This window comes from Pseudoxanthomonas sp. 97-1-1, from assembly GCF_057773125.1.
In genome coordinates, this window is sequence record NZ_JBYMTJ010000003.1 from 613,090 (window position 1) to 636,350 (window position 23,261).

General features: G+C 68.1%; 19 protein-coding genes and 2 pseudogenes. 18 read left to right on the top strand and 3 right to left on the bottom strand.

The features are described 5' to 3' along the window. The first annotated feature begins 209 nt into the window (after positions 1-209). The 7 genes and pseudogenes from AC3DET_RS14635 to AC3DET_RS14665 all read left to right on the top strand — a co-directional run bounded on the left by AC3DET_RS14635 (position 210) and on the right by AC3DET_RS14665 (position 11,186). Positions 210-611 carry a response regulator gene (locus AC3DET_RS14635; RefSeq protein ID WP_055940451.1) on the top strand — a complete coding sequence of 134 codons (402 nt, stop codon included), beginning with the start codon at positions 210-212 and terminating at the stop codon, positions 609-611. Positions 612-665: 54 nt separating this feature from the next. Further along, positions 666-1,196, top strand: coding sequence for a chemotaxis protein CheW (locus AC3DET_RS14640; RefSeq protein WP_488392163.1), 531 nt, complete (start codon positions 666-668; stop codon positions 1,194-1,196). A 34-nt stretch (positions 1,197-1,230) separates the two neighbouring features. Then, a complete protein-coding gene (locus tag AC3DET_RS14645) occupies positions 1,231-3,267 on the top strand; it encodes a methyl-accepting chemotaxis protein (RefSeq protein WP_488392084.1) in 2,037 nt (678 codons plus the stop codon). 90 nt (positions 3,268-3,357) lie between these two features. Then, positions 3,358-8,673: pseudogene (locus tag AC3DET_RS14650) on the top strand (chemotaxis protein CheA); the annotation flags it as partial. Then, positions 8,659-9,471 (top strand): annotated as a pseudogene (locus AC3DET_RS14655) (response regulator); the annotation flags it as partial. The pseudogenes AC3DET_RS14650 and AC3DET_RS14655, both read left to right, overlap by 15 nt. Continuing rightward, positions 9,464-10,705 (top strand): chemotaxis protein CheB, encoded by a 1,242-nt coding sequence (locus AC3DET_RS14660; protein WP_488392085.1) that lies wholly within the window; start codon positions 9,464-9,466, stop codon positions 10,703-10,705. The pseudogene AC3DET_RS14655 and the gene AC3DET_RS14660, both read left to right, overlap by 8 nt. Before the next feature lie 10 nt (positions 10,706-10,715). Continuing rightward, positions 10,716-11,186 (top strand): chemotaxis protein CheW, encoded by a 471-nt coding sequence (locus AC3DET_RS14665; RefSeq protein ID WP_192201951.1) that lies wholly within the window; start codon positions 10,716-10,718, stop codon positions 11,184-11,186. Positions 11,187-11,282: 96 nt separating this feature from the next. Here AC3DET_RS14665 and AC3DET_RS14670 read toward each other — a convergent pair whose 3' ends face one another. After that, complete coding sequence (locus tag AC3DET_RS14670; protein ID WP_488392086.1) at positions 11,283-12,014, bottom strand: 16S rRNA (uracil(1498)-N(3))-methyltransferase; 732 nt, start codon at positions 12,012-12,014, stop codon at positions 11,283-11,285. Positions 12,015-12,180: 166 nt separating this feature from the next. Further along, positions 12,181-13,575 (bottom strand): adenosylmethionine--8-amino-7-oxononanoate transaminase, encoded by a 1,395-nt coding sequence (bioA, locus tag AC3DET_RS14675; protein WP_488392087.1) that lies wholly within the window; start codon positions 13,573-13,575, stop codon positions 12,181-12,183. A gap of 74 nt (positions 13,576-13,649) precedes the next feature. On the opposite strand from bioA, the gene nudE reads away from it, so the two are divergent. The 6 genes from nudE to AC3DET_RS14705 all read left to right on the top strand — a co-directional run bounded on the left by nudE (position 13,650) and on the right by AC3DET_RS14705 (position 17,081). Then, positions 13,650-14,198 (top strand): ADP compounds hydrolase NudE, encoded by a 549-nt coding sequence (gene nudE, locus AC3DET_RS14680; protein WP_142125793.1) that lies wholly within the window; start codon positions 13,650-13,652, stop codon positions 14,196-14,198. Next, positions 14,195-15,031 (top strand): 3'(2'),5'-bisphosphate nucleotidase CysQ, encoded by an 837-nt coding sequence (cysQ, locus tag AC3DET_RS14685; RefSeq protein WP_337731389.1) that lies wholly within the window; start codon positions 14,195-14,197, stop codon positions 15,029-15,031. Before nudE ends, cysQ begins: the two co-directional genes overlap by 4 nt. Further along, positions 15,015-15,827, top strand: coding sequence for a nucleoside triphosphate pyrophosphohydrolase (mazG, locus tag AC3DET_RS14690; RefSeq protein ID WP_488392164.1), 813 nt, complete (start codon positions 15,015-15,017; stop codon positions 15,825-15,827). Before cysQ ends, mazG begins: the two co-directional genes overlap by 17 nt. A gap of 61 nt (positions 15,828-15,888) precedes the next feature. After that, positions 15,889-16,212: a YnfA family protein gene (locus AC3DET_RS14695; protein WP_446538086.1), complete on the top strand. Its 324-nt coding sequence runs from the start codon at positions 15,889-15,891 to the stop codon at positions 16,210-16,212. Positions 16,213-16,228: 16 nt separating this feature from the next. Next, positions 16,229-16,531: an Mpo1-like protein gene (locus AC3DET_RS14700; RefSeq protein WP_488392088.1), complete on the top strand. Its 303-nt coding sequence runs from the start codon at positions 16,229-16,231 to the stop codon at positions 16,529-16,531. 7 nt (positions 16,532-16,538) lie between these two features. After that, positions 16,539-17,081, top strand: coding sequence for a hypothetical protein (locus AC3DET_RS14705; RefSeq protein WP_488392089.1), 543 nt, complete (start codon positions 16,539-16,541; stop codon positions 17,079-17,081). A gap of 19 nt (positions 17,082-17,100) precedes the next feature. Here the strand turns inward: AC3DET_RS14705 and AC3DET_RS14710 are convergent, their stop codons facing one another. Then, entirely contained in the window at positions 17,101-17,439 is a 339-nt protein-coding gene (locus AC3DET_RS14710) for a DMT family protein (RefSeq protein ID WP_446538084.1), read from the bottom strand. Positions 17,440-17,566: 127 nt separating this feature from the next. On the opposite strand from AC3DET_RS14710, the gene AC3DET_RS14715 reads away from it, so the two are divergent. The 5 genes from AC3DET_RS14715 (at position 17,567) to AC3DET_RS14735 (ending at position 23,191) form a co-directional block, all read left to right on the top strand. Continuing rightward, a complete protein-coding gene (locus tag AC3DET_RS14715) occupies positions 17,567-18,268 on the top strand; it encodes a response regulator transcription factor (RefSeq protein ID WP_055940490.1) in 702 nt (233 codons plus the stop codon). Positions 18,269-18,321: 53 nt separating this feature from the next. Then, on the top strand, positions 18,322-19,593 hold the full coding sequence (locus tag AC3DET_RS14720; protein ID WP_192201944.1) for a sensor histidine kinase: 1,272 nt from the start codon (positions 18,322-18,324) through the stop codon (positions 19,591-19,593). A gap of 96 nt (positions 19,594-19,689) precedes the next feature. Beyond that, a complete protein-coding gene (locus AC3DET_RS14725) occupies positions 19,690-21,225 on the top strand; it encodes an efflux RND transporter periplasmic adaptor subunit (RefSeq protein ID WP_488392090.1) in 1,536 nt (511 codons plus the stop codon). A 2-nt stretch (positions 21,226-21,227) separates the two neighbouring features. Then, complete coding sequence (locus AC3DET_RS14730) at positions 21,228-21,953, top strand: ABC transporter ATP-binding protein (protein ID WP_488392091.1); 726 nt, start codon at positions 21,228-21,230, stop codon at positions 21,951-21,953. Next, entirely contained in the window at positions 21,950-23,191 is a 1,242-nt protein-coding gene (locus tag AC3DET_RS14735; protein WP_337731382.1) for an ABC transporter permease, read from the top strand. Before AC3DET_RS14730 ends, AC3DET_RS14735 begins: the two co-directional genes overlap by 4 nt. Positions 23,192-23,261: the final 70 nt, after the last annotated feature.

The window sequence follows — 23,261 nt, forward strand, 5'->3', positions numbered from 1 at the left end:
TCAGGCGGCGCGCATTCCACGCCCCGGCACTGGCGGAACACCGCGTTTGCCGGGCCGCCGCAAAATTGAGACGCAGTTCGCATCGCGCCGTTCAGCGGCAGGGGCGCTGAAGGTGTCGCTTGACAGTGCGCAAGGGGATTGGGATATAAGTAGCAACGCAGCGGGGCCGGTTCGTCAATGAAGCGCCGCGCGCATGGGGAAATCAGGTAATGACGCAGAACGAAGGCCAGGCCGGTGGACTCCACGGCCTACGGGTCATGGTGATCGATGACTCGAAAACGATCCGCCGCACCGCGGAAACCCTGCTCAAACGCGAGGGTTGCGAAGTCGTGACCGCGACGGACGGCTTCGAGGCCCTGGCCAAGATCGCCGACCAGCAGCCGCAGATCATCTTCGTGGACATCATGATGCCGCGCCTGGACGGGTATCAGACCTGCGCGCTGATCAAGAACAACCAGGTGTTCAAGTCCACGCCGGTCATCATGCTGTCGTCCAAGGACAGCCTGTTCGACAAGGCGCGCGGGCGCATCGTCGGCTCGGAGCAGTACCTGACCAAGCCGTTCACGCGCGAGGAACTCCTCGACGCCATCCGCGCCCACGTCAGCACCTGAGGGGGCTGGCGGCATGGCGACCATTCGCACTGAACGCACAGGGGGCGGGCCATGATCCGCACACCGTTCGATACGCTTGCCGAATACGAGCGCCGCAGCCTGGCGCACGCCGTGGCGCAGCCGGCGCGGGAAATGGCGCAGGACCAGTACCGTGGCGTCGGCTACCGCGTGGGCAAGCGCCGGCTGATTTCCAACTTCGGGGAAGTGGTGGAAATCGTGCAGATGCCGCCGGTCACGCCCGTGCCGGGCGCGCATCCGTGGCTGCTGGGCATCGGCAACCTGCGCGGCAACCTGTTCCCGGTGGTCGACCTGAAGCAGTTCCTCGAGGGCGAGCGCACGGTGCTGCATGAAGGCCAGCGCGTACTGGTCATGCGCCAAGCCGGCGGCGATGTCGCGCTGACCATCGACGAGCTGTACGGGCAGCGCAGCTTCCATGAATCGCAGCAGGTCGAGCCGGGGGAACTGGCGGACGGCCGCTACGCGCATTTCATCGAGCGGGCCTTCGCCAGCGACGACCAGCGATGGGGTGTTTTTGCGCTGGGACTGCTCGCGCGCACGCCCGAATTCCGTCAGACCGCGCTTTGAGCGCGGACAACAAGAACAATCCAGGGGTTGAACGATGAGCACTGCGACGGATTCTCCCAGCGCCAGCAAGATCGGCAGTTTCGGCAACAGTTTCTGGTTGCTGCTGCTCGCGCTTTCGGTGCTGGTCTTCGGTGCCAACACCGGCGTGGCCACCTACCAGGGCAGCCGGTTGTCCGGTGCCAGCACCGGCGCATCCGACATGCGCGTGCTGTCGCAGCAGCTGGCCAACCAGGGTCGCGAGGCCGTGGCCGGCAATGCCGAAGCCTTCAAGGCGTTCAAGGAGACCAAGCAGTCGGTCGAGTCCACCGTCTCCGACCTGCAGAGCCGCTTCGGCAGTGAAGGCGCCATCGCCGGTCCCTTGGCCAAGTTGACCGCCACCTGGGCGCCGCTGGGCAAGAACGCCGACCAGATCGTGACCTCCGAAGCCGCCGTGCTGGCGCTGGCCGGCAACGCCGATCGTTTCGCCACCCAGGTGCCCAACCTGCAGGCACAGCTCAATGAAGTCGTCCGCGCGATGTCCGCCGGCGGCGCGCCTTCGTCGCAGATCTACAGCGCGCTGCAGCAGGTCGTGCTGGCCGGCACCATGGCGCGCCGCGTGACGGAAATCCGCGCCGGTGGCGCGGGTGCGGCCACCGCCGGTGACGCGCTGGGTCGCGATGCCGTGCTGTTCGGCCAGGTGCTGGAAGGCCTGCGCAACGGCAACGCCGACCTCGGCATCGCGGCCGTCCGCAATGGCGCCGCCCTGTCCGCCCTGGACAACTCGCAGACCCTTTGGACCGCGATGAAGAAGGACCTGGATGCCATCCTGGCCAGCTCGCGCAACCTCTTCGCCGCCCAATCCGCCGCCGCCGCGCTGACCAACGGCTCGGGCCAGATGCTGCAGGACAGTACCAACCTGTTCCAGGCCTTCTCGGCGTTCGGCTCGGTGCGCGACACGCGCCTGTTCCCCAATTTCTGGCTGGGCATCGCGTCGGGTATCGCGGCGCTGATCTCCATCATCGGCCTGTTGTATTCGTTGTACCGCACCCGCCAGCGCGAGCAGGAAGTGCGCTACCAGACGCAGGTGGAATACAACAGCCGCAACCAGCAGGCGATCATGCGGCTGCTGGACGAAATCAGCTCGCTGGGTGAAGGCGACCTGACGGTGAAGGCCTCGGTGACGGAAGACATGACCGGCGCCATCGCGGACGCCATCAACTACGCCGTGGACGAACTGCGCAACCTGGTCACCACGATCAACGACACCTCCGTGCAGGTGGCTGCATCGACGCAGGAAACCCAGGCCACCGCGCTGCAGCTGGCGGAAGCCGCCGGCCACCAGGCCGACCAGATCACCACCGCCTCCGATCGCATCAGCGAAATCGCGACCAGCATCGACCAGGTGTCGAAGAACTCCACCGAGTCCGCCGAAGTGGCGCAGCGCTCGGTGCAGATCGCGACCGAGGGCGCTGGCGTCGTGCGCGAGACGATCCGCGGCATGGACCAGATCCGCGACCAGATCCAGGAGACCTCCAAGCGCATCAAGCGCCTGGGCGAGTCCTCGCAAGAAATCGGCTCGGTGGTGGAACTGATCAACGACATTTCCGAACAGACCAACATCCTGGCGCTCAACGCCGCCGTGCAGGCGGCCTCGGCGGGTGAAGCGGGCCGCGGTTTCGCGGTCGTGGCCGACGAAGTGCAGCGCCTCGCCGAACGCACCTCGGGCGCGACGCGCCGCATCGAATCGCTGGTGCAGACGATTCAGGCCGATACCAACGAAGCGGTCAGCTCGATGGAGCAGACGACGGCCGAAGTGGTCTCCGGTGCACGCCTGGCCGAGGACGCGGGTACCGCGCTGGGCGAGATCGAGCGCGTGTCCAACGACCTGAACAACCTCATCAAGGGCATCTCCGGCGCCGCGCAGCAGCAGTCCGCCGCCGCGCTGGACATCACCCAGACCATGGGCGTGATCCGCCAGATCACCTCGCAGACCTCGCTGGGTGCGGGGCAGACGGCGGAATCCATCGGTCACCTGGCGCAACTGGCCGCGGACCTGCGCCGCTCGGTCGCCGACTTCAAGCTGCCGGGCTGAGGACGGGACGCACTGCATGAACTTCCTACGCCATCCCGCCTGCCAGCAGCGCGAGGCTGACGGTTCCGCCGTCGCCGCGGGAGCATGCCCATGAGTGCGCTGCGCGAAGCCATGAGCCACGCCGTGCTCGGCTGGGTGAAGCCCGAGCTCGACGAAACCCTGCGCCTGGTGCGGCAGGAAATCGAAGCCTTCGTCGAAACGCCCGCCGATACCAGCCGCATGCGCTTCTGCGCCGGCTACCTGCACCAGGTGCAGGGCACGCTGCGCATGGTCGAGTTGTACGCGCCCGCGATGGTGGCCGAAGAGCTGGAGCTGCTCGCCAAGGTGCTGCAGGAAGGCGGCGTGGCCGACCGTGACGAAGCCTGCTCCACCTTGATGCGCGGCGCGGTGCTGTTGCCGGATTACCTGGAACGGTTGCAGGACGGCCACCGGGACATCCCCATCGTGCTGCTGCCGTTGCTCAACGAAATCCGCGCGTCGCGCGGTGCATCGGGCCTCAACGAAAGTATGCTGTTCCCGCCGGGTGCGCGCGACGACGCGACGCCCAGCGAGGCCGAGATCGACCACGCGCGCAGCAGCCTCAGTGGGCGCAACCGCGAACTGCTCGATACCGTCGGCAACGCGGTCAAGGAAGAGCTCCTGCGCGTGAAGGACGCGCTGGACCTGCATTTGCGCACCGGCAGCGAGGCGCAGGAACTCGAATCGCAGGTTGCCGAACTCGGCAACGTGGCCGATACCCTGGGCATGATGGGCCTGGGCGTGGCGCGCGATGTGGTGATGCAGCAGCGCGACACCCTGCGCGAAGTCGTGGCGGGCGCCCGTCCTGCGGACGAAGGCACGCTGCTCGATGTCGCCGGCGCACTGCTGTATGTCGATGCCTCGCTGGACGATCAGGTCGCGCGCCTGGGCAGTGCCGGCGATGCGGCGCCCGATCCCAGCACGGCCGAATCGCAACGCACGGTCGAAGTGCTGGCACAGGAGGCCATCATCAATTTCGCCGGTGCACGCGAGCGTTTCGTCGCGTTCATCGAGACCAACTGGGACCATGCCGAACTGACCGACGTACCGCGCCTGCTGGACGAGGTCGCGGGCGCGCTGCGCATGCTCGAACTGGCGCAGGCGGGCGACTACGTCATCGGTGTGCGCCGTTACGTCAGCGGCGAGTTGATCGGCAAGAAGCGCGTGCCCGGCGGCCAGCAGCTGGACACCCTGGCCGATGCGATGGCCAGCCTCGAGTACTACCTGGAAGCGCTGCGCGAGCGCCGCCCGAATCGCGAGGACATCCTCGAGATCACCCGCGGCAGCCTGGAAGCCCTGCGCTACTGGCCGCTGCCGGCCGAAGCCCCGGTGGCTGAAGAAGCAATCCCGCCGGTCGCGGTGGCCCCCGTCGTGGCGCCGGTCGCCGAAGCGCCTGTCGTTGAAGCGCCCGTGGTCGATGGAATTCCCGTCCCCGTGGAGGAAGCGCCCGCGCCAGTCTCGTTCTCCGGGCTGTCGCTGGAACCGATCGACGCCGCGCCCGCCGTATCTTCGCCCGGCGGCGCCAATCCATTCGACCCGGTCGGCTTCGAAGAAGCAGACGGTGATGCCGAGGCGGCCTCGCCGCTGTCGGTGCTGGAAGACACCGGCGCGCCCGTCTTGGAAGCTGGCGATGCACCTTTTGCCGGGGATCACATCGAAACCGCCGCGGACCTGTCCGAGGCGACGCCGGACGTTGTCGATACCAATGCCAATGCGTTGCCCGACCTGCGCCACGAGATTGCCGCTGCGGCGGCCGCGCTGCCGGCGGTGAGCGTGGTGGGCGGCTTCGACGGCGATGCCACGGATATCGACGACGAGATCCGCGACGTCTTCCTCGAAGAGTTCGACGAGGAAATCGTCAACCTGCGCCAGCTGCTGCCCGCCTGGCGCAGCAATCCCGAAGATTTCGATCGCCTGCGCCCGATCCGCCGCGTGTTCCATACCCTGAAGGGCAGTGGACGCCTGGTGGGCGCCAAGACGCTGGGCGAATTCAGCTGGAAGGTCGAGAACATGCTCAATCGCGTGCTCGACCGCACGCGCGCGCCGAGCCACGCGGTGGAAGTCCTGCTGGAACAGGCTTGCGACGCATTGCCGCAACTCAACGCCGCGCTGCGCGGCCAGGGCAGCGTGACGGCCGACCTGGCCGGCCTGCAGGACGTGGCGGATCGCCTGGCCGCGGGTGAAGAGGCGTACTACAGCGCCCAGCCGACCGTGCTGGACGAGGAAGCGGACTTCGTCGAGCCGGCGTTCGCGCAGACGACCGTGCCGGTCACCGAAGACGTGCCTGCGGTGTTCGAACCCGAGACCGAAGGCACGCCGGCGTCCGTCGATGCGGTGCTGCGCGAGATCTTGGAGACCGAGGTCGACAACCATCTCGACACGGTCGATACCTGGCTGCAGAAGGCCCAGGTGGAAGCCACGCCGGTCACGGAAGAACTGCTGCGCGCCGTGCATACGATGAACGGTGCGCTGGCGATGGCGGACGTGCCGGAAATCACCCATGTCACCTCGTCCGCGGAGCAGTACGTCAAACGCCTGCTGTCGGCGGGCGAGACGCCACCGCCGGAAGGCGTGGCCGCACTGGCCGACACCGCGCAGGCGATCCGCCGCAGCATCGCCGCCCTGCAGGCGCCGTCGCCGCGCATTCCGGTATTCGCGGCGCTGGCGGGCCAGCTCGCCGCGCTGCGCGACAGCCTGCCCGACCTGCGCCATGGCGCGCAGATCGTGGACGATGCACACCAGGGCACCTATGTCGGGCAGATGCCGACGATCGCACCGCCGGTCGCGCCGTCCGACATCGAACTGTCCGCGCTGGACCTGTCCGCGTATCTCGACAGCGACGCCGCCAACGGTGCGGGCGATCTTGCCGCGACCGGAATGGCGGACGACGCCACGCCGGAAGATGCGGTCGTCGAAACGGCCGATGCCGCACCCGATGCAGTGCTGCACACCGGGGAAACCACCCCGGCGGACGTGGAGCAGCCTGCATCGCAGGGCGTGACGTTCTACGACATCGACTACCGCATCCTGCCTCGCGCACGGCAATCGGAAGTCGATCACGCGGCGGCGCCGGCCGGGGCGGGCGAAGACGTTCATGCCGAGGTGGCGGATGGCGCCACGATCGAGATGGCGTCCTCCACCGTTGCCGACGCGTCGCCGGAAGCTTCCATGGAGGCGCAGGAAGAAGAAGCGTTCGCCGCGCCGATCGATGACGCGCTGCTGGTGGACGCCGACTTGCCTGCGTTCCTGGTCGAAACCGAAGCCGTCGTTGTCGACACGGCACCGGTGCCGGATGACGCGATCACGGACGTGGCGGTCGCCGAAGGCACCGGAAGCACGGACGACATCACCGACGCGACCGATCTCGCCGACGTTGCCGCGATGGATGTGCCGGAAGCAGGCGAGCCTGATCCGGTGGAAGCGTCCGTCGATGCGGTCGTGACCGTCGACGTCACCGACGAAACGGCGTCCGTCGCCGATGCCACCGACGAGCGCGTGGCGGCGCAGGATGACGAGGTTGCGATGGGCGAGGTAACGCCGCTCATCGTCGAAGAGGACGGCACCGAGGAGCAGGGTGCCGACGCGCCCGCAGTCGAGAGTCTCTCCATCGAAGAGGCGGCGACCGAGGTTGCCGACGGGGCGACCGGCTTCGATGGCGCCGTGGAAGAGCCGTTGGTGGACGACGCCGTCGCGGCGGAGCACACGCCTGTCGAAGACGCTGCCGAGCCGGTTGAAACAACGGAAGACGCGGAAGCCTTCGAAGCTGCCGAACAAGCGCCGTCCGATGTCGTCGCCTCCGTGGAAGTCGAGGAGTCTGCCGTGACCAGTGCACCCGCCGACATGCCGGAGCCGGAAGAGGCCCTCGACCTGACCGGGCTCGACCTGGACCTGGTCGAGATCTTCATCGAGGAAGGCAACGACCTGCTCGACCACTCCGACGATCTGATCGCCAAGTTGCGGGAGACACCGGAAGACCGCTCGCTGGTCATCGGCCTGCAGCGCGATCTGCACACGCTGAAGGGCGGCGCCCGGATGGCCGGCATCCACGCCGTGGGCGACCTGGGCCACGCGATCGAATCGATGCTGGAGTCAATCGCCGGCCAGCGCACCGAGCTGGACCGTCGCGCCATCCAGTTGCTGGAGCGCGGCTTCGACACGCTTCACGCCCAGCTTGCCCGCGTCACCGCGCGTCGCGCCGTCGCCATTCCGGACGGCATGATCGCGGAGTTCAATGCGCGCGCCCGCGGCATCGAACTGCCTGAGACGCCGACGGCAGCGGAAACGTCCATCGCCCCGGTCGAGCTGGCGCCGTTGTCGGCGCCGATCGAGACCGAGGTCGCGGCGCCGGTGGAGGAAGAGTTCTTCCCGATGGGCCAGCAGGAGCAGGTGCGCGTGCGCGCGGACCTGCTGGATCGCCTGGTCAACAACGCCGGCGAAGTGGCGATCTACCGTGCGCGCCTCGAACAGCAGCTGGGCGCGTTCCGCGGTGCGATGGCCGAACTGGACCGCACCAACATCCGTATGCACGACCAGTTGCGCCGTCTCGACCTGGAGACGGAGGCGCAGATCGTCGCGCGTTACCAGCGCGAGCACGACAAGCAGGACCCGACGTTCGATCCGCTGGAACTGGACCGCTTCTCCACGCTGCAGCAGCTCAGTCGCGCGCTGGCCGAATCGGCGGCGGACATCAGCGGCCTGCAGGGCGTGCTCGACGACCTGGCGCGCCAGTACGACGGCCTGCTGCAACAGCAGTCCCGCGTCAGTTCGGAGCTCCAGGATGGCCTGATGCGTGCGCGCATGCTGCCGTTCGAAGGCATCGTGCCGCGCCTGCGCCGCGTGCTGAGGCAGGCCGCCACCGAGACGCACAAGCAGGTCAGCCTGCAGTTCTCCGGAACGCACGGTGAAATGGACCGCAACGTACTGGACCGCATGACCGCGCCGCTGGAGCACCTGCTGCGCAACTCGGTCGCGCACGGGCTGGAAGGACCCAAGGAACGCCGCAAGGCCGGCAAGCCGGAAGAAGGCACCGTGCACGTGGCGCTGCGCCGCGAAGGCTCGGAAATGGTGCTGGAGGTATCCGACGACGGTGCCGGCCTCAACCGTGATGCCATCCGCAAGCGCGCCGAGCAGCGGGGTCTGCTGCAGCCGGGCGCGGTGCTGCCCGACAGCGCGTTGGACCGCCTGATCCTGGAGCCCGGGTTCAGCACCTACGACCAGGTCAGCCAGCTGGCGGGCCGCGGCGTGGGCATGGACGTGGTGTACAACGAGGTGCGCCAGTTGGGCGGCTCGCTGGAAATCAATTCGGTACCGGGCAAGGGGGCGACCTTTACCCTGCGCCTGCCGCAGACGCTGGCGGTCAGTCAGGCCGTGTTCGTGCAGATCGGCGAAACGCAGTTCGCGGTGCCCGTGGCGGCGGTCAGCGGCATCGGCCGCATCAGCCACGCGCGCTTCAGTGCGGGCGTGGGCAGCTACCACTACGCAGGCGAGGACTATCCGCTCTACAACCTGGGCCACCTGGTGGGACAGGGACCGGCGAAGGCGGAAGGCCAGCCGCAGGTGCCGCTGTTGCTGGTGCGCGCGGGCGATCTGCGCGCGGCCGTCGCGGTCGACCAGGTGCTTGGCAATCGCGAGATCGTGGTCAAGCCGGTGGGGCCGCAGATCGCGTCCATCCCCGGCATCTACGGCGCCACGATCACCGGCGACGGCAGCGTGGTGGTGATCCTGGATGCCGCGCCGCTGGTGCGTCGCCATCTCGCGCAGCCGCAGCAGCCGACGCAGCAGGTCACCGCGGTCGAGCAGCGCCGGGTGCCGTTGGTGATGGTGGTCGACGACTCGTTGACCATGCGCAAGGTGACCAGCCGCGTGCTGGAACGCCATAACTTCGAGGTCAGCGCCGCGCGCGATGGCGTCGAAGCGCTGGAGAAACTGGAAGAACGCGTGCCCGACCTGATGCTGCTGGACATCGAAATGCCGCGCATGGACGGTTACGAGCTGGCCACCGCGATGAAGGCCGATCCGCGTTTCAAGGACGTGCCCATCGTGATGATCACGTCGCGTACCGGCGACAAGCACCGCCAGCGCGCCTTCGATATCGGCGTGCAGCGCTACCTGGGCAAGCCGTACCAGGAGCTTGACCTGATGCGCAACGTCTACGACCTGCTGGGAATCGCCCGTGTCCGTGAGTGAAGCCAAACGCGTTGCCTTGCTGGCGCGGCCGGGCGAAGCGCGCGAGCGCCTGCGTGTGGCGCTGCATGAAGCCGGCGCCGACATCGTGCTGGAAGACGATCCCAATGCGCTCGATGTGGAAGCCCTCGGCGGCAGTGCGCCGCAGGTGGTGCTGGTGGCGCTGGAGCCGGCCATCGAAGACAGCCTGGAGCGCTTCGACAGCGTGCTGCACGACCCGGCGGTCGCGGTGATCTTCGACGAAGCCGAATTGGCTGCGCGGCGCCAGGGCTGGGAAGCCCAGCGCTGGGCGCGGCACCTGGCGGCAAAACTGCACGGGCACCAGGACGTGTTGCCGCCTGGTCGCGAAGAAGACGTCGGCCTGCAGCTTGAACCCGGCTTGCCGGTGACGCCCGCGCAATTGCACGAGGGCGCGGAGATTTCGCTGCACCTGGAAGAAGCGGCCGACATCGCGTTCGAACTTCCGCGTGATGATTTCGCCTACACCGGTGGCCTGGCGACGCGCTCAGCCGCGGAACAGGTCATCGACGCGGACGACTGGCTGCGTCATGCCACGGTCGACGCGGCGCCCGCTGCCGCGCCGGCACCCTCCATGCCGCCGCCGCTCCCGGAAGCGCCCGTCGTGGCGCCACCGCCAGTGCCTGCTTCGACCTTCGACCTGTCCACGCTGGAACTGGAACCGCTGGAATCCGGCGGTGCCACGGGTGCGGCGCGCGTGCAGGGCGCCGTGCTGGTCTTCGCTGGCATCGGCGGTCCCGATGCAGTGCGGAAGCTGCTGGCCGAGTTGCCGGATGGCTTCCCCAAGCCCGTGCTGGTGCACCTGCGCCTGGACGGTGGCCGCTACGACAACCTGGTCCGGCAGATGGAGCGCGTGGCGCACATGCCGGTGTTGCTGGCCGAAGCCGGCAAACCCGCCGAAGCGGGACACATCTACGTGCTGCCCGGTGACGTGGTGCCTTTTGTCGATGCAGGTGTGGTGAGCTTCCGCCCGGGTGCCGTGATCCACACGATGATCCCGCAACTGCCACCCGCCGACAGCGCGGTGCTGCTGCTCAGCGGCAGCGACAGCGCACTGGTGGATCCGGTCGCCGGGCTGGGCGAGCAGGGTGCGCTGGTGCTGGGCCAGTCGCAGGATGGCTGCTACGACCCGGTGGCACCGAAGGCGCTGGCATCGCGTGGTGCCGAACTGGCCGCGCCCATGCAGCTCGCGCAACGCCTGACCGACCGCTGGTTCTGAGGAACATACGATGGCCCATTCCAACGACGAAATCCGCGGCGTCCTGATCCAGGCAGGCGAGTACCGCCTGCTGCTGCCCAACGCCACCGTGGCCGAAGTGCTCACGCGTGCGCCGGTCGAGCCGATCGCCGACATGCCCGACTGGCTGCCGGGCCGGATCGACTGGCATGGCTGGCCGGTACCGCTGGTCGCATTCGGCCGCCTGAGTGGCAATCCGAACGAGCCGGTGGCGCTCAACAGCAAGATCGTGGTGCTGAAGGCGCTGAGTGGCGACAAGGATCGCCCCTACTTCGCGCTGCTGACGCCATCGTTCCCGCGCCTGGTGTCGGTCCCGCGTGACGGCCTGCTGGCCGACGCGACGGAAGAAGACCTGCCGGTCGGGGTGAAGGTGCGCGTGCTGCTCGGTGACGAAGCTGCCGTGCTGCCCGACCTGGAAGTGGTCGAATCGATGATCGGCGACGCGCTGGCCAACGCGGCCTGAGATATCGCTGTCGCAGGGTGGGCTTCAGCCCGCCTCCACGGATCCTGCAAGCGAAGCGGCTTTTCCGCGATGCATGCTGGCGGGCCAGGGCCCGCCCTACAGGTCGCCGAAGCGCGATTGCAAGGCGGCGATGGCGGCCAGTCCTGCGGTTTCCGTGCGCAGGATGCGGGGGCCGAGGCGCAATCCGGTGAATCCCGCCGCCGACAGGACCTCGCGGTCGCGTGGTGACCAGCCGCCTTCCGGCCCGATCGCCACCACCACCGCGCCTGATGCCACCTGCACGGTGGCCATCGACACGTCGCCGGCAGGATCCAGCGTCAGTCGCGCCGCGCCGCTGTCGACCATGCGCGCCGCATCCGCCAGTGCGGCCGGTGGCGACAGCGACGGCAGGCGCGCACGCGCACTCTGTTCACAGGCGGACGCGATGACATTGCGCCAGTGCGCCACGCGCTTCCCGGCGCGCTCGGCGTCCAGCTTCACTTCGGTGCGTTCGGCCGTCACGGGGATGATCGCGGCCACGCCCAACTCGGTCGCTTTCTGCAGGATCAGGTCCATCTTCTCGCCCCGCGCGATGCCCTGCAGCAGGGTGATGTGCAGCGGGGATTCGTGGTCCACCGCGCGCATCGACGCGATCTCGGCCACGACCTCGCGCTTGCCGATGGCGGTGATGCGGGCGTCGTAGTCGTGGCCGTCGCCATTGAACAGCACGCAGGCGTCGCCTTCGCGCAGGCGCAGGACGCGGGCCAGGTGGTTGGCGGTGGACTCCGGCAGGGCGAGCCGCGCGCCCGTCTGCAACGGGCGTTCAACGAAACAACGAGTCAGACGCATGTGACGCTCCCTGCAGGAGGGGCTTCAGCCCGCGCCACGACGACATGCCCGCCGCCATGACAACGAACGCGCTGCAGCGCACCCGTTGGGTGGATGGCCATGTCGGCGCTTCCGGACCCACAGTCGGGGCTGAAGCTCCGACAGGGAGCGTTCTGGCGGGGGCACGTCATGCCGTCGCCTCGTCGATCGCCGCGCGGGTGACATCGGCCAGCATCTGCAGTTGCTCTTCGTCCACGCAGTACGGCGGCATCCAGTACAGCACGTCGCCGAGCGGGCGCAGCACCACGCCGCGGGCCAATGCAGCCCGGTAGGCTTTCAGGCCAACGCGCGCCGTTGCCGGAAAGGGCGTGGCCTTGTCGCCGTCCCGGGTCAGTTCGAATGCCAGCATCATGCCGGCCTGGCGCACGTCCGCTACGTGGCGGTGCGCGGCCAGCGGCTCGGCCAGTGCCCCCATGGCGCGCGCCGTGGCGCGATTGCGCGCCAGCACGTCGTCGGCGCGGAAGATGTCCAGCGAGGCCAATGCCGCCGCGCAGGCCAGGGGATTGCCCGTGTAGCTGTGCGAATGCAGGAAGGCGCGTTCGCGCGCGTCATCGAGGAAGCCATCGTAGATCGTCTCCGTGGCCAGGACTGCGGCCAGTGGCAGGAAGCCGCCGGTCAGCCCCTTCGACAGGCACAGCAGGTCGGGCATCACGCCGCTCTGCTCGCTGGCGAACAGCGTGCCGGTGCGGCCGAAGCCTACGGCGATCTCGTCGGCGATCAGGAACGCGCCGCTGGCGTCGCAGAGTTCGCGCACGCGGGCGAGGTAATCCGGGTGGTGCATGCGCATGCCGCCCGCGCACTGCACGCGTGGCTCCACGATCACTGCGCAGACTTCACCCGGATGCTGCTCCAGCAGGGTCGCCAGCGCGGCCGCGGCGCGCGCGGCGCAGTCGGCCGGCGATTCATCGGGCAGCGCGAGGTAGGCATCGGGCGAGGGTGCGAACAGCGCCTCGGCCAGCAGCGGTGCATAGACGCGCCGGTAAAGCGGGATGTCGCCCACCGCCAGCGCTCCCAGCGTCTCGCCGTGGTAGCCATTCTCGAGCGCGATGAACCGGGTGCGGCGGTGTTCGCCCCGGTTGTGGAACCAGTGGAACGCCATCTTCAATGCCACTTCCACGCCGGCGGAGCCGTTGTCGGCGTAGAACACCTTCGATAGCGGCGTGCGTCCCTGTTGGCGCGGTGCGATCGCAAGCAGGCGTTCGGCCAGTTCCACCGCCGGTGCGTGGGTGAAGCCGGCCAGCATCACCTGTTCCAGGGCCATGGCCTGGGTGGCGACGGCGGCGCCGATGCGCGGCTCCGCATGCCCGAACAGGTTGGTCCACCAACTGCTGACGGCGTCCAGGTAACGCGTGCCATCGTGCCCGATGAGCCATGCACCATCGCCGCGCGCGATGGGTACCAGTGGCAAGGTGTGCGGGTGCTCACGCATCTGGGTGCAGGGATGCCACACCACCGACAGATCGCGGGCACGCCAGGCGTCCGCCTCTGCTAGCATTCCCGCTTGATGATCCTGTTGTCGCATCCCCACATGATATCGGCCCCCACCCCCTTCCGTCGCCACGCCCTGCGTGCCGGGCGTGGACGCCGCGCCGCCGCATGAGCCGTCTTCCCACCATCCACGGCATCACCCAGCGCGCAGACGGGCCGGACCGGCATGTCGAGGAACTCGACCTGGAGTTCAGCAACGGCGAACGCCGTCGCTACCATCGGCTCCGTGCGCAGGGTCATGGCGCGGTGGTCGTGGTGCCGATGCAGGACGAGGACACCGTGCTCCTGGTGCGCGAATACGCCGCCGGCATGCACCGTTACGAACTGGGCCTGGTGAAGGGCCGGATCGATGCCGGCGAAACGCCCGAGCAGGCGGCCGACCGCGAACTGAAGGAAGAAGCCGGCTTCGGTGCGCGCCGTATCGATGTGCTGCGCGCCCTGACCTTGGCACCCACTTACATGAGCCACCAGTCCTGGCTGGTGGTGGCAAGAGACCTGTACCCCGAGCGCCTGCCGGGGGATGAACCCGAGGAGTTGGAAGTAGTGCCCTGGAAGTTGCAAGACCTCGACCAGCTGATGCTGCGCGAGGATTTTTCGGAAGGTCGTTCGCTGGCGGCTCTGTTCATCGCCCGCGAATGGCTGAAAGAGCGGACATGAGTCGCATGACCGCCGACCTGCACGAAGCCGTCATCGTCATCGCCCGCGAAGCGGGCCAGGCCATCCTGGCCGTGTACGAGAACGCCTTCGATGTGCAGCGCAAGAGTGACGACAGCCCGCTGACCGCCGCCGACATGGCCGCGCACCAGGTCATCGCCGATGGCCTGCGCCGGCTGACCCCGCAATGGCCGGTGCTGTCGGAGGAAGCCTCCGACATTCCGTGGGCCGAGCGCAGCCAGTGGCCGACGTACTGGCTGGTGGACCCGCTGGACGGCACGCGCGAGTTCATCAAGCGCAATGGCGAGTTCACCGTGAACATCGCGCTGATCGAACAGAACGAGCCCATCTTCGGCGTGGTGCATGCGCCGGTGACCGGCGAGACCTGGCATGCGCGCCAGGGCCGCAATGCGTACCGCCGCATCGGCGAGGTCGACGCGCAGATCCGCACGCGTGCGCCCGCCAGGGGCACGCTGAAGGTGGCGGCCAGCCGTTCGCACCGCGACGCGCGCACGCAGGCTTTCCTGGAGGGCATGGGCGGGATCGAGGAGGTCTCGCTCGGCTCCTCGCTGAAGTTCTGCCGCATCGCCGAAGGTACCCTGGACGTCTATCCACGCTTCGGCCCCACCAGCGAGTGGGACACCGCCGCCGCGCAGTGCGTGCTGGAAGCCGCTGGCGGTGCACTGCTCGCGCCGGATGGACGTGCATTCCGCTACAACCGCCGCGAGACCCTGCTCAATGGTGATTTCGTGGCGCTGGGCGACATGACGCTGCCATGGCGTGACTGGCTGGCGCGGGCGCAGGACGGCGACCATGGACATGCCCGCAGCGCCTGACGGTGGCATCGCGCGCCTGCTGGGCATCATGGCCCGCCTGCGCAATCCCGAGGGCGGTTGTCCGTGGGACCTCGAGCAGGACTTCGCCTCGATCGCGCCCTACACGATCGAGGAAGCGTACGAAGTCGCCGACGCGATCGACCGCAATGACCTGCCGGCGCTGAAGGACGAGCTCGGCGACCTGCTGCTGCAGGTCGTCTTCCATGCGCAGATGGCGAACGAGCAGGGCGCGTTCGCGTTCGGGGACGTGGTCGATGCCATCTGCGACAAGATGGTGCGGCGTCATCCGCATGTCTTCGGCGATGCCTCGTTCGCCGATGCCGAGGCGCAGACCGTCAACTGGGAAGCGATCAAGGCGGCCGAGCGCAAGACCGCCGGCGAGGAAGACACCTCGGCGCTGGCCGGCATCTCGCGCGGGTTGCCGGAGTGGCAACGCGCGGTGAAGCTGCAATCGCGCGCGGCCCGCGTGGGCTTCGACTGGCCGGATACGGCGCCGGTGATCGACAAGCTGCACGAGGAGATCGACGAAGTGCGCGTCGAGCTCGCCGCCGCGCCCTCGCCCGAGCGGGACGTGCGGCTGGAAGACGAGATCGGCGACCTGCTGTTCGTCGCCGCCAACCTGGCGCGTCATGCGAAGGTGGATGTGGGTGGTGCGCTGCGTCGCGCCAACCTGAAGTTCGAACGTCGCTTCCGTGCGATGGAAGCGCTGGCCGCGGCAGACGGCACCTCGATGTCCGCGCTGTCGCTGGAGCAACAGGAAGCGTTGTGGGCGCGGGTGAAGCAGCAAGGGCTGTAGGAGGGGCTTCAGCCCCGACTGCACAAGGCATCGGGGCTGAAGCCCCTCCTACAGGGGTCTCATGAAAACCTTGTTGCTGTTCCTGGTGACTGCGCTGGCCGAGATCGTCGGCTGCTATCTCCCGTACCTGTGGCTGCGCAAGGAAGGCAGCGCCTGGCTGCTGGTGCCCGCCGCAGCCAGCCTGGCGCTGTTCGCATGGCTGCTGACCCTGCATCCGACGGCCTCCGGCCGCGTCTACGCCGCGTACGGCGGTGTCTACATCACGGCGGCGATCTTCTGGTTGTGGGCGGTGGACGCGGTGAAGCCCACCCGCTGGGACCTGCTCGGCGCCGGCTTGTGCCTGGCCGGCATGGCGGTGATCATGTTCTCGCCACGCGCCGCCTGACCCTGTGGGAGGGGACATGAGCCGCTTCGCCAGCTTCCGCGAGTTCTATCCGTTCTACCTCAACGAACACAGCAACCGCACCTCGCGCCGGCTGCACTTCATCGGCAGCTGCGGCGTGCTGGCCCTGCTGGTGCTGGCCCTCGTCGAACGCAATGCGTGGTGGCTGCTCGCCGCGCTGTTCTGCGGCTACGGCTTCGCCTGGATAGGCCACTTCTTTTTCGAGAAGAACCGGCCCGCGACCTTCAAGCATCCGTTCTATTCCTTCGCCGGCGACTGGGTGATGTTCAAGGACATCCTCACCGGCAAGATCCGGTTCTGAGCGGCGCATGAGCCGCGTGGTCCGGCACACCGTCCGCGCCGCGGCGTTGCTGGTCGGCTTACCGTTGGCCGGACTGTTCGCATACGACTGGGTGGCAGTCAGGCCGCATGTCGCCGAGGTCGAGGTGCTGCTTGCAAGGGCGGAACCGCTGGAGGCATCGCCTCCGCAGCGTGTTCGCGACCTCATCGATGCCGGAGTGGCTTCCCCGGACGCCTACGGAGCACGTCTCGCGCTGGCGCACGTGGATGGCACGGACAGGCGCAGTGCGGTGGGCCGGCATGTGCGCGAACTGCTCTGGCGGTTCCTGCTGCCGCTGCACCTGGACGACTCCGCGATGTATGGCCTCATCGTGTCCCAGGCTTACAACGGTACTGACCGTGGCCTGGCGGCACTCGCGCGACGCGAACATCGCACGTCCCTGGATGCCTTGTCGCCCCTCGAAGCGGCGCGCACCGTTGCCGTCATCCAGGGTTCCTACGTGTTGCGGGACCACCGGCGGGTGGAAGCGCGCGCCGAGTGGCTGCTGGCCCGCACCGGACACGCCCGTTGAGTACCGGTGACGAGCGACCTCACTCGTAGAACATCAGGAAGGCCGCGCCCACGATCAGAGCGAAGGCCGCGTAGTGGTTCCATTTCAGCGGCTGCCCCAGATACCAGGTGCTGAAGCCGGCGAAGACCAGCAGGGTCAGGACCTCCTGGATCGTCTTCAGCTGCACCACCGAGTAGACCGCGCTGCCCATCCGGTTGGCGGGCACCATCAGGGTGTACTCGAAGAAGGCGATGCCCCAGCTGGCCAGGATCGCGACGAACAGCGGCGAGGACTTGTACTTCAGGTGCCCGTACCAGGCGAAGGTCATGAAGACGTTGGAGGCCAGCAGCAGGAACAGGGGCAGGACGCGTTCGATCATGGCGGGGCCGTCGGGAGGGGTGGCGAAGCGTAATCCCAACTGTGGGCTGAATGGAGCTGCCGCCTTCACATGATGTCCACCGGGAGGCCGGTAGCTTCACAAACCTGAAGCCTCTGAAGGAGTTGTCATGCGACACAGTCAGGAAACCGCGGGTCTGGTGTTGGTGGTGGAAGACAACCGGAACATCTCGGAGATGATTGGAGAGTATCTCGAGGGCCGGGGATTCGAGGTCGATTACGCCACCGATGGCCTGGATGGGTACCGGCTGGCGGTGGAGAACAGCTACGACGTGCTGGTGCTGGACCTGATGCTGCCGCGCCTGGACGGGATGGAAGTCTGCAAGCGCCTGCGCACGGAAGCCCGCAAATCCACGCCCGTGCTGATGCTTACCGCGCGCGACACCCTGGACGACAAGCTGACCGGCCTGAGTTCCGGCGCCGACGATTATCTCACCAAGCCCTTCGCCATCCAGGAACTGGAAGCCCGCCTGCGCGCGCTGATCCGCCGTGAGCGCCGCCAGGTCGGAGCCGAAGTGCTGAAGGTCGCCGACCTGGTGCTGGACCCGGTCAGCATGCGCGCGACCCGCGGCGGCACCGAACTGATGCTGTCGCCGATCGGTCTGCGTCTGCTCACCATCCTGATGCGTGAATCGCCGCGCGTGGTGACCCGGCAGGAGATCGAACGCGAGATCTGGGGCAACGGCCTGCCGGATTCGGACACGCTGCGCAGCCACCTGTACAACCTGCGCAAGGTGATCGACAAGCCGTTCGACAAGCCGCTGCTGCATACGGTGCAGAGCGCGGGCTACCGCATCGCGGACATCGGCTGACCCGACCGTCGGGCACGCGCGTCATAATCCCGTCCTCGCCCGACGATACGCCGATGCGCCACGGCCTGCCCCGCAAACTCAGGATCGCCTTCATCCTGCAGGCCGTGATGGTCAGCCTGGCCATCGTGCTGGGCGTGTACCTCATCTCCGCGGTGATCAAGCACAGCCTGATGAATACCGCCCTGCAGGAAGAGGCGACGCACTTCTGGGAGCTTTACAGCGCCAGCACCGCGCAGCCGCCGCCCAACACCCACAACCTGCGCGGCTACCTGGTGGTGAAGGGGCATTCCAACCTCGTCCTGCCGGAGAACCTGCGCAACCTCGCGCCCGGGTTCCATGAGCTGAAGCAGGACGACCAGCTGGTGCTGGTGGACGAAGAGCCCGCCGGCCGCCTCTACCTGGTGTTCCTGCGTTCCCAGGCCGAGCGGCTGGCGTTCTACTTCGGCACCGTGCCGATCATCATGACGCTGGTGGCGATCTACCTGGTGTCCTGGCTGACCTATCGCGCCTCCAAGCGGCTGGTGTCCCCGGTCAGCTGGCTCGCGCGGCAGGTGGCGGAATGGGATCCGCGCCGTCCCGACGTCAGCGTTCTGGCCCCGGATCGCCTTCCCAGCGACGTGCAGGGCGAGGCGCGCCAGCTTGCGTCCGCGCTGCACGGGCTGGCGCAGCGCGTGACCGCACACGTGGCACGCGAGCGCGACTTCACCCGCGACGCCAGCCATGAACTGCGGACGCCGCTGACCGTGATCCGCGTGGCCACCGACATGGGCATGGCCGAAGACGCGCCGCCGCGCGTCGCGCGCGCGCTGCAACGCATCCAGCGCGCCGGCCGCGACATGGAGGCCGTGATCGATGCGTTCCTGATCCTGGCCCGCGAAGCCGAGGTCGAACCGCAGAGCGAGGACTTCGATGTCGCCGACATCGTCATGGACGAGGCCGAGAACGCACGTGCCCTGCTGTTGAACAAGCCCGTGGACCTGGAAGTCACCCTGCATGCACGGCCGAGGCTGCACGCACCGCCACGGGTGTTCCAGGTGGTGGTCAGCAACCTGCTGCGCAACGCATGCGCGTACACCGACCGGGGCCGCATAGACGTGGTGCTGGAGCCGGACCGCGTGATCGTGCGCGACACCGGCATCGGCATGTCGGCCGAATCGATGACACGGGTGTTCGAGCCGTTCTACCGCGCAGACCCCACGCGTCCGCACGGCAGCGGTCTGGGCCTGTCCATCGTCAGCCGCTTGTGCGATCGCTTCGGCTGGAAGATCGAACTGGACAGCGAGCCGGGGCGCGGAACCACTGCGACGATCCGCTTCGTTCCGTAAACCGAACGGGAACTGACCCGCGACACGGGTTGTCAACCATGTCGCTCCCGACGCGTTCCCTCCCACGACTCCCCACCTTCCGAGCCGACTCACTGCATGAGCCAGCCTGCACGCACCCCTCTCCGCAAGAAATCCCCGCTGCCCACCCTCCTGCTGGGTATTGCCGTGGTCGCCATTCTGGGCGGCGGCGCCTGGTACTGGGCCACGCGCAAGGGAGACGGCGTCGAAAGCGCCTATCGCACGGCGACGGTCGAGCGCGGCGACATCCGCGTGGCCATTTCGGCCACCGGCACGCTCAGCGCCATCTCCACCGTGACCGTGGGCAGCCAGATTTCCGGCCAGGTCACCGACGTGCTGGTCGACTACAACAGCGAAGTGAAGAAGGGCGAGGTGCTTGCGCGCATCGACCCGAGCACCTACGAGGCCCAGATCGAACAGGGCAACGCGCAGATCGCCAACGCCCAGGCCAGCCTGAGGCAGGCGCAGGCAACGCTGGCGAACGCCGAACTGGATTACACGCGCAAGGCCGACCTTGGCCAGCAGAAGCTGGTCGCGCAGAGCGACGTCGACCTGGCGCGCGCCTCGCGCGACCAGGCGCGCGCGCAGGTCAACGCGGCGCAGGCGCAGATCCGCCAACAGACCGCGTCCACGCAAACCACCCGCGTCAACCTCGACCGCACCGTGATCCGCTCGCCGGTGGACGGCGTGGTGCTGACCCGCACCATCGAGCCCGGCCAGACCGTGGCGGCCAGCCTGCAGGCACCGGAACTGTTCACCATCGCCGAAGATCTGTCGAAGATGAAGATCGAGCTGGCCGTCGATGAAGCCGACATCGGCCAGGTGAAGGTCGGGCAGTCGGTCTCGTTCACCGTCGATGCGTTCGCCGATCGCCAGTTCCGCGGCGAAGTGCAGCAGGTGCGGTTGTCGGCGACCACCACCAGCAACGTCGTGACGTATCCGGTGGTGGTCAGCGTGGACAACAGCGACGGCACCCTGCTGCCGGGCCTCACCGTCAACGCCGAGATCGAGGTCAGCAAGCGCGACAACATCCTCAAGATCTCCAACGCGGCCCTGCGCTACAAGCCGACCGGTGAACAGTCGGGCGCGGCGTCGCCCGCGCAGGCGACGCCGCAGGGCGGACAGAATCGCGGGGGTGGCGTCAGCGACGACCTGGTGCGCGTGGCCGGCACCCTGCAGCTGAAGCCCGAACAGCAGGCCGCTTTCGATGCGGCGCTTGCCGCGCTGCGCGAGCGCCAGGCCGCCCGCATGGCGCAGGCGCAGGAACGCGGGGCCAGCATGTTCGGCGGACCGGGTGGCGGGCAACGCTCCGGTGGCAATGCCGGGGGTGGTTCGGGCGCGATGCAGGCGCAGATGCGCCAGCGCATGGCCGACCGCATGCAGCAGGATTTCGCGCCGTTCCGCGCCGCGCTCGACGACACGCAGAAGCAACGCTGGGACGGCGAACTGCGCACGCTGCTTGCCGCCAAGCGTGCGCCGGTGTACGCGCTGGTCAACGGCAAGCCCGAGATGGTGCAGGTCCGCATCGGCGCCAGCGACGGTACCAGCACCGAGGTGTCCGGCCCGGTGAAGGAAGGCGACGTGGTGGTCGTGGGCGAGCGCGCGAAGGAATGAGCATGCCGTCAGCGAATGCCGACGACCGCGTGCCGGTCATCCAGACACGCGCGCTGGGGAAAGTCTATTCCGCAGGCACCGAAGCGGAAGTGGTCGCATTGCGCGGCGTGGACATGCGCGTGGCACGGGGCGACTTCGTCGCGATCATGGGGCCGTCGGGCTCGGGCAAGTCCACGCTGATGAACCTGATCGGCTGCCTGGACACCCCCAGCGACGGCAGCTATTCCTGCGACGGCATCGACGTGGCCACGCTGGACGCCGAGCAGTTGGCGATCCTGCGGCGCGAGAAGATCGGCTTCGTCTTCCAGGGCTTCCACCTGCTGCCGCGCATGACCGCGCTGGAGAATGTGGCCATGCCGCTGGGGTATGCGCAGGTACCGCCGGCCGAACGCACCGAGCGCGCGCGCCAGGCGCTGGCCGCGGTCGGGCTGGCTGAGCGCGCCGGCCACCGGCCCAGCGAGCTTTCCGGCGGCCAGCAGCAACGCGTGGCGATCGCGCGCGCACTGATCAACCAGCCGCCCATCCTGCTGGCCGACGAGCCCACCGGCGCACTGGACAGCAAGACCGGCGAGGAAATCCTGTCGCTGTTCAAGCGCCTGCGCGACGACGGCCACACCGTCATCCTGATCACCCACGACGCGGAAGTCGCCGCGCATGCCGACCGCATCCTGGTGATGCGCGATGGTGAGTTGCACGAAGACCCGGACCACGCGGGAGGCCGGTCATGAAGTTCTCCGACATCCTGCGCACGGCGTTGCATGCGCTGCGCGGGAACTGGATGCGCAGCGCGCTGACCTCGCTGGGCGTGATCATCGGCATCGCGGCCGTCATCGTCATGGTGTCGGTGGGGCAGGGCACGCAGGCCGAGATCGACAAGCTGGTCTCCGGCCTGGGTTCCCAGCGACTGGACATCAGCCCGGGTGCCGGCCGGGGTCCCGGCGGGGGTGGCGTGCGCATGAGTTCCAGCAGCTTCTACACCCTCAACGAGGGCGACGTGGAAGCGATCCGCAACGAGATCCCCGAAGTGCAGTACGTGGCCGGTGCGTTGCGCGGCAACACCCAGATCGTGTTCGCCGAAAACAACGCATCGACCAGTTGGCAGGGCGTGCAGGCCGACTTCTTCGACATCAACGGCTGGGTCATCGCCAACGGCGAGGGCTTCGACGCGCAGGACTACTCCAGCGCCGGCAAGGTGGTGATCCTCGGCGAGACGGTGCGGCGCACCCTGTTCGGCGAGGACAGCGGCGTCGGCCAGACCGTGCGCCTGGGACGCGTGCCGTTCACCGTGGTGGGCACGCTGGCGCCGAAGGGCCAGGGCGGCTTCGGCCAGGACCAGGACGACGTGATGATGGTGCCGCTGGAGACCGCGCGCCGTCGCCTGCTCGGTTCGATGGGCCTGCCGCCGGGCGCGGTGATGCAGGTGGCGCTGACCGTGGCCGATGCCAAGGACCTGAGCTACGTGCAGGGCGAAGTGGAAGCGCTGCTCCGCCAGCGGCACAAGATCAATCCGGGCGAAGAGGACGACTTCAACGTCCGCAACATCTCCGAGATCGTCGCCACGCGAACGGCCACGACCAAGTTGATGTCGCTGCTGCTGGGCGCGGTGGCCACCATTTCGCTGATCGTCGGCGGCATCGGCATCATGAACATCATGCTGGTGTCGGTGACCGAGCGCATCCGCGAGATCGGCCTGCGCATGGCGGTGGGTGCGGGGCCCGGCGACGTACGCCGGCAGTTCCTCGCCGAGGCCATGTTGCTGTCGCTGGGCGGCGGTGTGCTGGGCATCGTCATCGGCGTGGTCGGCGCGCTGCTGGTGGGCCAGTTCAGCGAGCTGCCGGTGGCGTTGAACGGGCAGGTGATCGGCCTGGCCGCCGGCTTCTCGATCGCGACCGGCCTGTTCTTCGGCTACTACCCCGCGCGCAAGGCCTCGCAGCTGGACCCCATCGAAGCGCTGCGTTCGCAATAGCCGGCGGCGGGGCTGGTGCGACGCGATGGCGGGAGTATGCTGGTCTCCCGTCGCCTCGTACGGTGGCCGC

Bases quoted from the DNA above. Each gene is read 5' to 3' on its own strand.
- AC3DET_RS14635 (WP_055940451.1), top strand. From the start codon at position 210: ATGACGCAGAACGAAGGCCAGGCCGGTGGACTCCACGGCCTACGGGTC.
- AC3DET_RS14645 (WP_488392084.1), top strand. From the start codon at position 1,231: ATGAGCACTGCGACGGATTCTCCCAGCGCCAGCAAGATCGGCAGTTTC.
- AC3DET_RS14665 (WP_192201951.1), top strand. From the start codon at position 10,716: ATGGCCCATTCCAACGACGAAATCCGCGGCGTCCTGATCCAGGCAGGC.
- AC3DET_RS14670 (WP_488392086.1), bottom strand. From the start codon at position 12,014: ATGCGTCTGACTCGTTGTTTCGTTGAACGCCCGTTGCAGACGGGCGCG.
- bioA (WP_488392087.1), bottom strand. From the start codon at position 13,575: ATGCGACAACAGGATCATCAAGCGGGAATGCTAGCAGAGGCGGACGCC.
- nudE (WP_142125793.1), top strand. From the start codon at position 13,650: ATGAGCCGTCTTCCCACCATCCACGGCATCACCCAGCGCGCAGACGGG.
- cysQ (WP_337731389.1), top strand. From the start codon at position 14,195: ATGAGTCGCATGACCGCCGACCTGCACGAAGCCGTCATCGTCATCGCC.
- mazG (WP_488392164.1), top strand. From the start codon at position 15,015: ATGCCCGCAGCGCCTGACGGTGGCATCGCGCGCCTGCTGGGCATCATG.
- AC3DET_RS14695 (WP_446538086.1), top strand. From the start codon at position 15,889: ATGAAAACCTTGTTGCTGTTCCTGGTGACTGCGCTGGCCGAGATCGTC.
- AC3DET_RS14700 (WP_488392088.1), top strand. From the start codon at position 16,229: ATGAGCCGCTTCGCCAGCTTCCGCGAGTTCTATCCGTTCTACCTCAAC.
- AC3DET_RS14705 (WP_488392089.1), top strand. From the start codon at position 16,539: ATGAGCCGCGTGGTCCGGCACACCGTCCGCGCCGCGGCGTTGCTGGTC.
- AC3DET_RS14710 (WP_446538084.1), bottom strand. From the start codon at position 17,439: ATGATCGAACGCGTCCTGCCCCTGTTCCTGCTGCTGGCCTCCAACGTC.
- AC3DET_RS14715 (WP_055940490.1), top strand. From the start codon at position 17,567: ATGCGACACAGTCAGGAAACCGCGGGTCTGGTGTTGGTGGTGGAAGAC.
- AC3DET_RS14720 (WP_192201944.1), top strand. From the start codon at position 18,322: ATGCGCCACGGCCTGCCCCGCAAACTCAGGATCGCCTTCATCCTGCAG.
- AC3DET_RS14725 (WP_488392090.1), top strand. From the start codon at position 19,690: ATGAGCCAGCCTGCACGCACCCCTCTCCGCAAGAAATCCCCGCTGCCC.
- AC3DET_RS14730 (WP_488392091.1), top strand. From the start codon at position 21,228: ATGCCGTCAGCGAATGCCGACGACCGCGTGCCGGTCATCCAGACACGC.
- AC3DET_RS14735 (WP_337731382.1), top strand. From the start codon at position 21,950: ATGAAGTTCTCCGACATCCTGCGCACGGCGTTGCATGCGCTGCGCGGG.